Raw genomic sequence first — 12,966 nt, forward strand, 5'->3', positions numbered from 1 at the left:
TTCCATCTTCTTTTACGAATTGGTAGGTATTTTAATCTTCGCAGAAAGTAGAAGTTTATTAAGTAGCGTTTAAAAAATATCTCCGCGAGACCAACCCAGCGTCATTAATTTAACAAAAGACAAACCAATTTTTTTAGATTATAACTTTACTACTTCCCTTATATTACCTACAAAAATATTGCGAAAAGTTTAGTCCATTATGTTATTCACAATAATTGAGTTAATAGTTGGAATGATTGAAATTATAAATACATTTACCGCTTTACCAATATTAACTAATTTTAACTATTATGATGAAAAACTACAATTTGCTCGTCCGTTATTTTAAAACGACGATCAAAACCCAAAATTCTGATGCAATTGATCTAGATCAATTTGCAAAATCAACCAACACGCGAGGCTACCTAAATATAGGTTTATTGCTTAGCTTCTTTATTGTCTCTGTTTTCACTACAATGGCTTTTGCTCAAGCATCCGTTTATACTTTTGCCCAGAGCAATGGTACTTATAATGCTATTACTGGCGGAACAGTGGTTACAACCTCTACAAATGGAACGCCTAGTCTTGACTCTTACGTATCAGGCGCCTTAACTATACCAGCATTTAAATTTGCTGGTGCGACATACACTCAAATGTACGTTACTTCTAACGGACAGATATCCTTAGGTACGACGGCTCCATCTTCTTATACCTATACGGTTTTATCTTCAGCAACAGGTAATAATGTTTTTTTAGCCCCACTTAGTGGCGACTTAAATGGCAATCCTTCAACCATTGCTGAAATTAGATATGAAACTATTGGTAATGAAATTGTAGTACAGTGGAAAAATTTTCAGAGGTATGGTGTAACTGAAAATATAAACTTTCAGGTACGAATGAATACTGTGACAGATGTTATCAAATTTGTTTATGATGGTACTCCACCTTATGGAGCTGCAACATCATACCAACCACAAGTTGGAATAAAAAGTGGCGCTGATGTTTACCACGCTTTAACAGTTGCGGCTGCGGGAGGTAGTTGGAACAATCCTGTTAACATCACTTCGGGAATTGTATCTGGCAGTGTTGCAACTTTTTCTGGTAACGTAGGGCCTACCTCAGGTTTGACGTACACTTGGACTCCGGGAATCGCAGTTGCTCCTAACTGCGCAATTAATTTTGCTCCTATTAACGCAGCAGTTAATGTGGCTAGAAATCCAACTTTAACGTGGGCAAGTGGTGGTGGAAACGCGACTTCTTACGATGTGTATTTCGGAACCTCCGCAACTCCAGCATTTATAGCAAATCAGGTAGGGTCTTCTTATACTCCAACTGCTCCTTTAATTTCAAATACAACTTATTACTGGAAAATTGTTCCTAAAAATACCACAGGAGAAGGGACAGCTTGTACTGTAAATTCTTTTACAACAGGTTCATCTCTTCCGTATTGCATACCTTCTTCGACAAGTAGTGCAACTTTTATAAATAACTTTTCTACAACATTAGGTACGACAAATATTTCAAATACTTCTGGCTATACTACTGGTGGTTATCAAGATAATTTTTCAAGTACAGGTGTTACCGCTGTTGCTACAGGATCATTCAACTTTAATTTTTCCGTAACAGGTGGTACTCTTGGTGCTGCTATTTGGGTTGATTGGAGTAATAATGGAACTTTTGAAGCGACTGAGAGAGTATTTGTTACTACAGGTTATGGTAGCGGTCCTTATTCAAACTCTATAACTATTCCTGCTGGAACGGTACCTGGGGATTATAGAATGAGAGTTATGGTAGATTACAACAGTTCGGCTCCATCAAATCCTTGTATGACTGCCAATGCCAGAACTGAAACTGAGGATTATAAAATTACTGTAGGAGCTCAAAACTCATGTAATGGTACTCCAACCGCTGCAACAATTTCAACTTCTCAAACTAATATTTGTGTATCTGGAACAGCCACTTTAACTGCTATAGTTCCACCTTCAACAGAAGCCGGATTTACTTATCAGTGGTATAATTCTGCTGGAATTGTTACAGGTGCTACTGGTCTAACTTTCACAACGCCAATTTTGTCATCACCTGAGAGTTATTATATCAAAACTACATGTAGTACTAGTGGTTTGACTGCAAACTCTAATACCGTTGCAATTTTTATCACAAATCCTTCAGTAGTAACAAACACTGCAGGTAACAGATGTGGTACTGGTACTGTAAATTTAAGTGCTACAGCAAGTGCTGGCGCAAACATTAATTGGTACGCTAACGCGACTGGCGGGGCACCGCTTTTTACGGGGAATAATTTTACTACTCCATCAATTGCTACCACAACTACCTATTATGTGGCGGCTAGTGAAGGTGCTACTGCAGAAAGTGCTGCAAAACCATCATCTACAGGAACAGATGGAAGTTTTGTTTTCACAAACTACGGTATTCTTTTCAATTCAACTATCGCTGCTACTTTAAGTTCAACTGTTATTTACCCAACAGGAACGGGAACTGTAACAATTGCTCTATACGATTCTGCTGGTGTTGAATTAGCATCTACGCCTGCGGTTGCAGTTACTGGTTCGGGAATTTCAACTCCAGTTACCGTGCCGCTAAATTTCACTATAAATCCAGGTACAGGCTACCGTTTATTATTAAAAAATTACACTGGAATTACCGGTTTGATTAGAGATTTTACAAATGTATTCCCTTACAACTCTACAAATACTTCTGTAACAGGAGGCTGGGCTGGAAGTTCAAGTACGGCTTATTATTTCTTTTATAATCTTCAAGTAACTACAGGATGTTCATCTGCAAGAACTGCAGTAATAGCAACTGTTAGTAATCCTCCCGTTTTAGCGCTAAGCGCAACCAATGCAGCAATCTGTTCAGGTTCATCTACAGCTTTGCTTACGGTAACTACTGGTGGTACTGATTATGATTCTTACGTGTGGTCTCCAAGTGCTGGAGTAACAGGCAATAGTACTACAGGATGGACTTTTAATCCTACAGCAACTACTACCTACACTCTTAATGCTACACAATCAACAGGAAACTTATGTGGTGCAACTGCAACTTACCAAGTAACAGTAAACCCATTACCTTCTGCATTGACAATTAGTCCAGTGACATCTACAATTTGTGCAAATCAAATTCAAACATTAGCTGCCTTTGGTGGACAGCTTACAGTTATGGCAAAAATAGGTAGTGGTGCTGCTGCAAATACAGTTTCAACACCATTTAAAAATAACTGGGGTGGAGCGAAAACGCAAGCAATCTATACTGCTGCTGAATTATCAGCAATTGGTTTACAAGCTGGGCAAAGCATTACCTCTGTTGGTTATGTTGCTTTAAGTAGTGCTGCCGCTATATTAAATGGATTTACGGTCAAAGCAGGTTTAGTGCCAAGTGCATCTTTAGGAACATCATTCTCTACAGCTGCCACTACGACTATTTTAGCACCAACAGCCTACACGCCAGCAGGAACAGGAAACATAGATTTCCCACTCTCAACTCCATTAGTTTGGGATGGTGTATCTCATTTATTAATTGAAACTTGTTTCAATAATAATGACTATGGTTCAGGGTTGAGTACTTCTGTAGAATCTAGTGTAGTAGCAAGTGGACTAAATATTTATTTCTCTGACGACGCTCAAAGTGATATTTGTTCAAATCCAGGGTTTCCAAGTGCTACTACTACAAGGCCAAATCTAAGAATATCTGCATCTCTGAATTCAGCGATTTCGTGGTCTCCAATCTCAAATTTATACTCTGATGCAGCGGCAACAATTCCTTATGCCGGTGGAAACAGCACTATGGTATATGTAAAAAATAATACTGCAGGATCTCAAGTATATACTGCAACTGCAACTACTGCAATAACAGGATGTACTGCAACCGCTACAACCACAATTACAACAACTGCAACTGACGCACCAACGGCGTTGGCACAAACTTTTTGCGGTGGATCGACCGTTGCTGATTTAGTAGCTACTGGAACAGCCGTTCAGTGGTATGCTGCTGAAAATGGTGGGACAGCTTTAGCAAATACAGTCGTATTAGCTACAGGAACTTATTATGTTTCACAAACTATCAACGCGTGCGAAAGTGCAAGAACTTCTGTTTCAGTTACAGTAAATACAACGCCTGCACCAATTTCTATAGGAAAGGTTACATTCTGTGCAGAGAATCCAACTGTTGGTATGCTTACCTTATTTGATGCTGAACTTAATTCTCAATTCTATCTAAGCGCGACTGGAGGAACTGCATTGGCTTCTGATGTTGTGTTATCAAATGGGACTTATTATGTTTCTCATACAGTTAATAACTGCGAAAGTACAAGAACATCATTTTTAGTAGAAATTGATTTACTTACACCACCTACAGCCTCTGCCCAAACATTCTGTGCAGGAGCAACAGTTGCTGATTTGGTTGCTAGTGAAGCTGCTATCAGATGGTATTCAGAATTAGTTGGCGGAACGCCACTGCTAGATACTACATTACTAGTATCAGGTACTTATTATGTATCAGTATTTTCTTTTGAATGTGAAAGTACAAGAACAGCTGTAGAAGTTACAGTTAACGGACGTCCTACAGCTACAATTACTAGAGTTGATGATACACTTTCTGTATATGAGGCAAATGCAACCTATCAGTGGGTTTCTTGTGGAGATACTCAAACTCCAATTGCTGGAGCAACTTCACAAACATATACTGCAACTGCTGTAGGTAGTTATGCAGTAATAGTAACTTCTCAAAACGGTTGTAGCGCTACAAGTGAATGTTTTGATATCACTACTTTGTCGAACAAAACATTTGATGCTGCGAAACTTGGATATTATCCAAATCCTGTAACAGATGTATTGACCGTAAGTCATACAGATATTATTTCAAGTATTCAAGTTTTTGATATTGCTGGAAGAATTCTTAGAAATATGAAAGTTAATTCAACCGAAGCTACAGTTGATATGGTAAATATGCCAGCTGCTGTTTACATCGTGAAAGTATTTACAGACAATACTTCTGGTGAATTTAAAGTGGTTAAGAAATAACAGAATCATTTATTTAATTAATAGAAAAGGGTCAATCATTACGGTTGACCCTTTTTTTATGTATAAAAGCATAATCATATTTTTTTTTTGGGCGAGCCCTTTCGCCAGAACTATTCTGCAAAGCTAGAATATTTAATTAGGCTCAAGGTCAGGCTGTCCACTCCCAATCTTTATAGTAGCTTTTGCTCCGCAAAGCCACTATAAAGGATTTCCGCTACCATCCTTCTCGCACATTCCGGAGAGGTGGAGATGATTCTACTTTAAAAATAAACATCCATAAAATTGAAGCAACCGGAATTTCTATTTTTCGACAAATAATTTTATCGCACTATTTTTAGATAATAAATCCAAATTAGGAAGTACTTAATTTCCAAATATTTCCGAATCTCCTAGAATTTTGACAGGATTTTTATTTTCGTCAATGGCTACAAATGAAAATTGACCACTAACTGCTTTTTCTCTTGAATCAGAATACATCTGCTCGATAAAAATTTCTACGCTTACTTTTAAACTAGTGTTACCAATATGAACCACTTTGCCCACTAGTTCGATAATAGTTCCTGCTGGAATAGGTTTCTTAAAATCAATTCGGTCACTGCTCACCGTTACCATCACTTGGCGGCTAAATCGCGTTGCAGTGATAAAGGCAACTTCATCCATCAAATGCATGGCAGTACCACCAAAAAGAGTATCGTAATGGTTGGTTGTGTTAGGAAAAACTGCCTTAAAAATTCGTGTTTCGGATTCTGCAATTCTTTGGTCAATGTTCATAATTGTAAATTGATTAGTGTATAAATTAAATTGTTGTAATAAGAGACAATTTCGCCGAAAGGCACCACAAAAAAATATACAATATATAGCCAAAGTTGCCATTTCATTTAGCAACATTAAATATAAAAAATACTGTACAAAGTTTCGAGGCGCGGAAACGTTATAATGATTCTACTGGTTTTCTGACTTATGCTTCAAGAGCATTTACAGTTGCGCGACAGTTCGTGATTTTAACACGATTTCCCATCATTTTTAAAACTTGTAGCAAGCTTTATAAATTGTAGTATCAAATGTAAAGGTATTAAAATTTCACCCTTGAAAAATTAAAAAAACCTCAAGAATATTGCTACGCTTGAGGTTTAGTTCATTATATAAATTATAATTGTTATATATCTTCAAAACTGATATTAGTAAAGGCACTTGCAGGTTGAAATTCTTCTGAAGTATCTTCTAAAACATATTCTTTTTTGAAATCTTTCTGATGTCTTTCAGAAATTACTTCTTCACCTTTATGATTTAAAACATACGATGTCATCTGTTCCAAAATATCCGAAAATGCATTAAAATCTTCTTTGTAGAGATATATTTTATGTTTCTTGAAATGAAAAGAACCGTCTTCTTCGGTAAATTTTTTGCTTTCGGTTATCGTGATATAATAATCATCTGCTTTTGTAGATCGCACATCAAAAAAGTACGTTCTTCTCCCTGCTCTTAATACTTTAGAAAAAATTTCTTCTTTTTCTAACATCTCACTTTCTCTCATAAACATTATCAATTGCGTGTTAATTACACTTCAAAAATGATAAAATTTGAAGTCAAAAACAAACTATTCTACTTTTCTTTTTCCGAAAGTTGTTTCAGGTAAAGCTCTTTATAATATCCATCTGTATTGATAAGCTGATTATGAGATCCTTGTTGTAAAATTTTACCATCGTCTAAGATCAAAATATTATCAGCATTCTTTGCTGACGAGACCCTGTGGCTTATCAAAATCGTGGTTTTGTCTTTGCAATACTCCTTTAAGTTATTTAAGATTGTTTCTTCGGTGTCAGTATCAACTGCCGAAAGACAGTCATCGAGCAAAAGAATTGCAGGGTTTTTTATCACCGCTCGTGCTATTGAAACTCGCTGCTTCTGTCCCCCCGAAAGAGTTATACCTCTTTCGCCAAGTATGGTATCATATTTTAAATCAAAGTCTTGAATATTGTGATCTACGTGGGCTATTTGGGCGGCGGCAATTACTTCTTCATCAGTTGCATCTTCCTTACCAAATTTGATATTATTTTTGATGCTATCAGAGAATAAAAAAGCGTCTTGAGGTACCATTCCGATACTATCCCTCAAGTTGTCAAGATTTAAATTACGAACGTCCTTCTGATCAATTGAAACGATTCCCTTATCTACATCGTACAATCTACTAATAAGCTGCAAAATTGTCGATTTGCCAGAGCCAGTTTTTCCTAAAATGGCAAGTGTTTCTCCTTTTTTGACTTTAAAATTAATATTGGTTAAAGTTTGAATATTGGTGTCATCGTAGGTAAAGGTTACGTCTTTAAACTCAATACTTCCCTGAATATCGCAGGGTTGACTATTATTGTTCACAATTGTCGGTTCAATTTTTAGAAATTCATTAATACGCTTTTGCGAAGCTTCGGCTTCCTGCACCATTGACGAGATCCATCCTAGAGATGCAACAGGCCAAGTAAGCATATTGACGTACAAAATAAATTCGGCTATTACTCCTATGCTTGTGATAGTGCCATTGATGTACATCATTCCTCCAAAATAAATAACGACAAGATTACTTATACCAATTAGTGCAATCATCAAAGGTCCAAACAACGATTGAACTTTTGCCAAGTCCATACTTTTGGTTTTACTCTGACCGGCCAAGTCAATCATATTTGTTTCATGCTGACGCTCCAACGAATAGGCTTTTATGACCCTAATGCCCGAAAATATTTCCTGAGAAAAAGTGGAGACTTCCGAGAGATTTTGCTGAAAAATAGTACTTCTCTTATTTATCTCGACACTTAATTTATAAATAGCGTACGAAAGTAGAGGTAGAGGTAGCAAGGTGTAAAGTGTAAGCAATGGCGAAACATTATACATATAAACGATTACGATGCTAAACCTTATAAATGTATTAATGGTATACATGACGGCTGGACCCACATACATTCTTACTTTTCCAACATCTTCGCTTATGCGGTTCATCAAATCGCCAGTACGATTTTGTTTATAAAAGCTTTGCGACAAAGCTTCATACTGTCTAAAAACTTCGTTCTTTAAATCAAATTCTACATATCTGGACATTACAATAAGTGACTGTCGCATTAAGAAAGTCAAAATTCCCGCCACAATTGTGGTCGCAATAATTAGAAGAATATTGGTTAAAAGTTCGGACTGTATTTCAGAATTTTCAGCGGCACCCACTTTGAAGGATTCTTCAATTGCTGTAAATGACTGACTTATAAGCTTTGGAGTAAAAAGCGAGAAAATTTGGGCCGCTATTGTAGCAATTATCCCAAAAATCAACCTATATTTATATTTGACAAAATACTTATTTAGATACTGTAGTTCCTTCATAGAGCTTTTTTAATTTTTTTTGCTAAGTCCTAAATTTCATTTGCAAGGACTTGCTGTAATACTTAAAATGAAATGAATAAAGTTCAAACCCGTGAGCGGCTGTATTATTTAAAATATATAGTGCTAAATTTTCTAATTAATTTTAATTTAGCATATTAATTCTGTCAAATTAACAACTTCAATAAATAAAAATTTATGATTACGGAAATTACTACTGCAAAAGACTTACACAAGATTGATCCGGTATTTGGTCAGGTATCTTTTGACAACCATGAACAAATTGTTTTTTGCCACGACAAAGATACTGGTTTAAAAGCAATAATAGGAATTCATAACACGGTTTTAGGACCAGCTTTAGGTGGAACTAGAATGTGGAATTATACTAGTGAGTGGGAAGCTCTAAACGATGTTTTAAGGCTTTCAAGAGGAATGACTTACAAATCAGCAATTACTGGACTTAATCTTGGTGGTGGGAAGGCAGTAATTATGGGAGACTCAAAAATTGACAAAACTCCAGAAATGATTACCAAATTTGGTGAGTACGTTAATTCACTAAGCGGTAGATATATTACGGCCGAAGATGTTGGAACAACAACTGCTGATATGGACCGCATTAGAGAAGTAACTCCGCACGTAACAGGAATCTCTGTTGAGAAGGGTGGGTCTGGAAATCCTTCGCCAGTTACGGCTTATGGTGTATTTATGGGATTAAAAGCCGCGGCTAAGTACCAGTTTGGTACAGACAATCTTCAAGGAAAAAAAGTGTTAGTTCAAGGAATTGGGCACGTTGGAGAAACATTAGTAGAGCACCTAACAAAAGCTGGTGCTATCGTAACGATTACCGATATTAATGAAGCACGACTTCAGGAAGTTGGAGCAAAGTTTGGTGCAAAAATTTATACTGGCAGCGATCTTTACAGCGCCGATGTAGATATTTATTCGCCTTGTGCGCTTGGAGCAACGATTAATGACGATACAATTAATAAAATCAAGGCGAAAGTAATTGCTGGAGCGGCCAACAATCAGTTGGCAAATGAGCAAGTGCACGGCAAAATTTTAATGGAAAAAGGAATTCTTTATGCTCCTGATTTTTTAATTAATGCTGGTGGAATTATTAATGTGTACGCTGAAATAGTTGGATACGACACTGCTGAAGCTTTGAGAAGAACGGAAAATATTTACAATACTACTCTGGAAATTTTTGATTTTGCCAAAAAGAATAACATGACAACTTATCAAGCTGCATTAAATATGGCTCAGAACAGAATTGACGAAAGAAAAAAAGAAAACTCTAAATAAGCACGAGTTCAACTTTTATTATTATTTTTGCGGAGCGAAAGATTTTCTTTCGCTCCTTTAATTTAAAAAAGTTCTTATAAAGTGTTAAACAGAAGACATATCCGAGTAAAAGTAATGCAATCTATTTATGCGATGCATCAAAACGGCTCCGATAATTTAGAGAAAGAAGAGAAGTTTCTTAAATTCAGTATTGATAATGTACAGGATTTATACCTTATAATGCTCTCTTCAATGATCGAAATCAAGATAAGAGAAGTAGATTTTATCGAAAAATCTGCAAAAAAGCACCTTGCTACTGCCGCAGACAGAAATCCCAACACAAAATTTATCGACAATCCTATTTTCAAGCTTCTTGAAGAAAATAATTCTTTAAGTATTGCGCTTGAAACTAGAAAAATCAATAATTGGCAGCAAAATGACGATTACATACTGCTTTTGCTAGAGGATATCAAGAAAAGTGATCTCTACCAAGCGTATATGGATACTACCGAAACTAGTTTTGAACTTGATAAACAGTTTGTAGTTGATATGTTTTGTGAACTTATTGCCCCAAACGAAAAATTGTACGACTATCTTGAAGATAATAAACTAACTTGGATTGATGATATTCCGTTAGTTAACACTCAAATTGTAAAACAATTAAAGCAATTTAAGTCGGCTAGTGATGAATCTTTCAAAGTTCCAAAATTATTCAAGGATGAAGAAGATAAGGAGTTCGCCCAGCATCTTTTTCGACGAACAATTCTTAATGAGGACGATCTTGCCAAGGAATTTGTAGACAAAACACCAAATTGGGATACTGAGCGTATTGCCGAAATAGATACAATAATTCTGAAAATGGCAATTTGCGAATTTCTAAAATTCCCATCAATTCCAGCGAAAGTGACCATTAACGAATATTTAGAATTGGCAAAAGAATATTCTACTCCAAAGAGTAGCATCTTTATTAATGGAATTCTAGATAATCTTATCAAAGATTACGCAGGAACAGACAAAATGAAGAAAATAGGAAGAGGTTTATTATAATTATATAAAATGAAAATTATGAAAATTAAATTATTTGTAGTTGCAACTCTACTGATCGCAACAGCTTGCAAAAATGAAAATAAAACAGAAGTTCAAGATGAAATTCTTGCACCAACAGAGTCAATCACCGAGCAGAATATGAGTGAAATGACTGATGCCACAACTTCTACAGAAAATTCGGTTGCTACGGAAGCACCCGTAATGACTTTCGAAAAAACCGAGCACGATTTTGGATCAATCACTCAGGGTGAAAACGTAACTCATATTTTTAAATTTAAAAATACAGGAAAATCTGATTTGTTGATTTCTGATGCCAAAGGATCTTGCGGATGTACTGTTCCAGAATATCCAAAAACGCCAATTAAACCAGGAGAATCTGGTGAAATGAAGGTTACTTTTAGTTCTGCTGGCCGAAATGGTCTACAAAGCAAAACGGTAGATATCACAGCTAATACAGCCACAGGTCGTGAACAATTGATGATTAAAGCATCAATTAAATAATAAAAAAAACATATTCAAAATTCTATTATGGAACAAATTCAAAATTTTTTACCGTTTATCTTAATGTTTGTGGTTCTCTATTTCTTTATGATTAGACCACAGCAAAAACGTGCAAAAACCGAAAAAGAGTTCGAAAATGCTCTAAAGGTTGGAGATAAAATTATTACAAAGAGTGGTCTTCATGGCAAGATTGCCGAAGTAGCAGACCAAACCGTGGTTCTCGAAACAATGGCAGGAAAACTAAAAATGGAAAGAAGCGCAATTTCTATGGAAATGAGTGCTAAACTTAACCCAACTCTTGCAGTGAAATAAATCTTTAAGATTTTCAAATAAAAAAGCCTCTCATAACTCTATGAGAGGCTTTTTGCTTTACAAGAATTTGCTATTCAACTTCTTCTTCAATTTTTTTGCTTAAATCTGGCGCGCCTTTCGACCATTTGGCTGCTGTAATCTCGGCAATCTTTACAATTACTTCGGTTGCCTTCTGCATACTTTCTACCGGTACATATTCATATTTTCCATGAAAGTTATGTCCGCCTGCAAAAATATTTGGACAAAGCAAACCCATATACGATAATTGACAACCGTCAGTACCACCGCGAATTGCTTTGATTAGAGGCTTAATTCCCAAGTCAATCATTGCTTCTTCAGCAATATCCACAATGTACATCACTGGTTTTACTTTGTCTTTCATATTATAGTACTGATCTTTAATTTCAGTAGTTATAATATCTCCACCAAATTGCTTTGCGTATTTTTTGTTCAGCTTTTTAGTAATTTCTTCAATTAGCTCTTTTCTTTTTTTAAATTTCGAAGAACTATGATCTCTAATAATTAATTCCAAAACCGTTTCTTCAATGCTTCCTTTCAAATGATGAACGTGGAAGAAACCTTCGTAGCCTTTAGTTTTTTCTGGAACTTCTTTCTTAGGCAATTTTGTGATAAACTTATTTGCAATAAGCATTGAATTAATCATCTTATCTTTTGCATATCCTGGATGAACGCTTTTTCCTTTGATGGTAATTTTAGCTCCTGCCGCATTAAAATTTTCATATTCTAATTCGCCAATCTGACTTCCATCCATTGTGTAGGCCCAATCTGCGCCAAATTTTTCTACGTCAAATTTATGTGCCCCACGACCAATTTCTTCGTCAGGAGTAAATCCAACTTTAAGAGTACCGTGTTTGATAGTTGGATTTTTTACTAGATATTCCATGGCAGTAACAATCTCTGTAATTCCAGCTTTGTCATCTGCTCCAAGCAAGGTCGTTCCGTCAGTGGTAATTAAGGTTTGTCCTTTGTATTGCAGCAAATCCTTAAAGTAATTTGGTGACAGAATGATGTTTTCATTTTCATTTAAAATGATATCTTTTCCATCATAATTTTTGATAATCTGAGGTTTTACATTTGCGCCTGTAAAATCTGGAGTTGTATCATAATGGGCAATAAATCCAATTACGGGAACTGTATAATCTACATTCGAAGGAAGTGTAGCCATGATATACCCATTTTTGTCAATAATGACATCGCTTAGTCCGATGGTTTTTAGTTCATCGACAAGCTGATTGGCAAGAACCCATTGCTTTTCAGAACTTGGAGTGGTATCAGAATTTGGGTCAGATTCGGTATCTACAGTTACATAACTGATAAATCGGTCAATAATATGTTGCATTTTTTTGATTTTTCTATTTGAAAAACAAAGATACAATACATTTTTTTCTTCTAAAGTATTTAAAAGATTGACTTTCCAAAGAATCGCGATTAG

9 protein-coding genes and 1 riboswitch are annotated in these 12,966 nt (G+C 35.8%); of the genes, 5 read left to right on the top strand and 4 right to left on the bottom strand.

What is annotated here, in order from left to right:
* The first annotated feature begins 290 nt into the window (after positions 1–290).
* Complete coding sequence (locus SBO79_RS08245) at positions 291–5,015, top strand: Ig-like domain-containing protein (RefSeq protein ID WP_318639945.1); 4,725 nt, start codon at positions 291–293, stop codon at positions 5,013–5,015.
* Between the two features lie 363 nt (positions 5,016–5,378).
* On the opposite strand, the gene SBO79_RS08250 is transcribed toward SBO79_RS08245, so the two are convergent.
* From SBO79_RS08250 to SBO79_RS08260, 3 genes are all read right to left on the bottom strand, one after another.
* A complete protein-coding gene (locus SBO79_RS08250; RefSeq protein WP_318639946.1) occupies positions 5,379–5,786 on the bottom strand; it encodes an acyl-CoA thioesterase in 408 nt (135 codons plus the stop codon).
* A 168-nt stretch (positions 5,787–5,954) separates the two neighbouring features.
* A riboswitch (adenosylcobalamin-variant (AdoCbl-variant) riboswitch) is annotated at positions 5,955–6,045 on the bottom strand.
* 126 nt (positions 6,046–6,171) lie between these two features.
* Positions 6,172–6,549 carry a PUR family DNA/RNA-binding protein gene (locus SBO79_RS08255; RefSeq protein ID WP_318643491.1) on the bottom strand — a complete coding sequence of 126 codons (378 nt, stop codon included), beginning with the start codon at positions 6,547–6,549 and terminating at the stop codon, positions 6,172–6,174.
* 68 nt (positions 6,550–6,617) lie between these two features.
* Complete coding sequence (locus SBO79_RS08260; protein WP_318639947.1) at positions 6,618–8,375, bottom strand: ABC transporter ATP-binding protein; 1,758 nt, start codon at positions 8,373–8,375, stop codon at positions 6,618–6,620.
* A 195-nt stretch (positions 8,376–8,570) separates the two neighbouring features.
* Between SBO79_RS08260 and SBO79_RS08265 the strand changes: the two genes are divergently transcribed.
* The 4 genes from SBO79_RS08265 to yajC all read left to right on the top strand — a co-directional run bounded on the left by SBO79_RS08265 (position 8,571) and on the right by yajC (position 11,513).
* Positions 8,571–9,674: a Glu/Leu/Phe/Val dehydrogenase dimerization domain-containing protein gene (locus SBO79_RS08265; RefSeq protein ID WP_318639948.1), complete on the top strand. Its 1,104-nt coding sequence runs from the start codon at positions 8,571–8,573 to the stop codon at positions 9,672–9,674.
* Between the two features lie 114 nt (positions 9,675–9,788).
* Positions 9,789–10,700, top strand: coding sequence for a transcription antitermination factor NusB (gene nusB / locus SBO79_RS08270; protein WP_318639949.1), 912 nt, complete (start codon positions 9,789–9,791; stop codon positions 10,698–10,700).
* A gap of 18 nt (positions 10,701–10,718) precedes the next feature.
* On the top strand, positions 10,719–11,201 hold the full coding sequence (locus tag SBO79_RS08275) for a DUF1573 domain-containing protein (protein ID WP_318639950.1): 483 nt from the start codon (positions 10,719–10,721) through the stop codon (positions 11,199–11,201).
* A gap of 27 nt (positions 11,202–11,228) precedes the next feature.
* Complete coding sequence (gene yajC, locus SBO79_RS08280; RefSeq protein ID WP_318639951.1) at positions 11,229–11,513, top strand: preprotein translocase subunit YajC; 285 nt, start codon at positions 11,229–11,231, stop codon at positions 11,511–11,513.
* A 70-nt stretch (positions 11,514–11,583) separates the two neighbouring features.
* On the opposite strand, the gene pepT is transcribed toward yajC, so the two are convergent.
* Positions 11,584–12,873, bottom strand: a complete 1,290-nt coding sequence (gene pepT, locus SBO79_RS08285) for a peptidase T (RefSeq protein ID WP_318639952.1) — start codon at positions 12,871–12,873, stop codon at positions 11,584–11,586.
* Between the last annotated feature and the right edge of the window lie 93 nt (positions 12,874–12,966).

It is taken from the genome of Flavobacterium ardleyense (assembly GCF_033547075.1).
Lineage (GTDB): Bacteria > Bacteroidota > Bacteroidia > Flavobacteriales > Flavobacteriaceae > Flavobacterium > Flavobacterium ardleyense_A.

Excerpts from the sequence above, each read along its gene's own strand:
- SBO79_RS08245 (WP_318639945.1), top strand. The coding sequence starts at position 291 with ATGATGAAAAACTACAATTTGCTCGTCCGTTATTTTAAAACGACGATC.
- SBO79_RS08250 (WP_318639946.1), bottom strand. The coding sequence starts at position 5,786 with ATGAACATTGACCAAAGAATTGCAGAATCCGAAACACGAATTTTTAAG.
- SBO79_RS08255 (WP_318643491.1), bottom strand. The coding sequence starts at position 6,549 with ATGAGAGAAAGTGAGATGTTAGAAAAAGAAGAAATTTTTTCTAAAGTA.
- SBO79_RS08260 (WP_318639947.1), bottom strand. The coding sequence starts at position 8,375 with ATGAAGGAACTACAGTATCTAAATAAGTATTTTGTCAAATATAAATAT.
- SBO79_RS08265 (WP_318639948.1), top strand. The coding sequence starts at position 8,571 with ATGATTACGGAAATTACTACTGCAAAAGACTTACACAAGATTGATCCG.
- nusB (WP_318639949.1), top strand. The coding sequence starts at position 9,789 with ATGCAATCTATTTATGCGATGCATCAAAACGGCTCCGATAATTTAGAG.
- SBO79_RS08275 (WP_318639950.1), top strand. The coding sequence starts at position 10,719 with ATGAAAATTAAATTATTTGTAGTTGCAACTCTACTGATCGCAACAGCT.
- yajC (WP_318639951.1), top strand. The coding sequence starts at position 11,229 with ATGGAACAAATTCAAAATTTTTTACCGTTTATCTTAATGTTTGTGGTT.
- pepT (WP_318639952.1), bottom strand. The coding sequence starts at position 12,873 with ATGCAACATATTATTGACCGATTTATCAGTTATGTAACTGTAGATACC.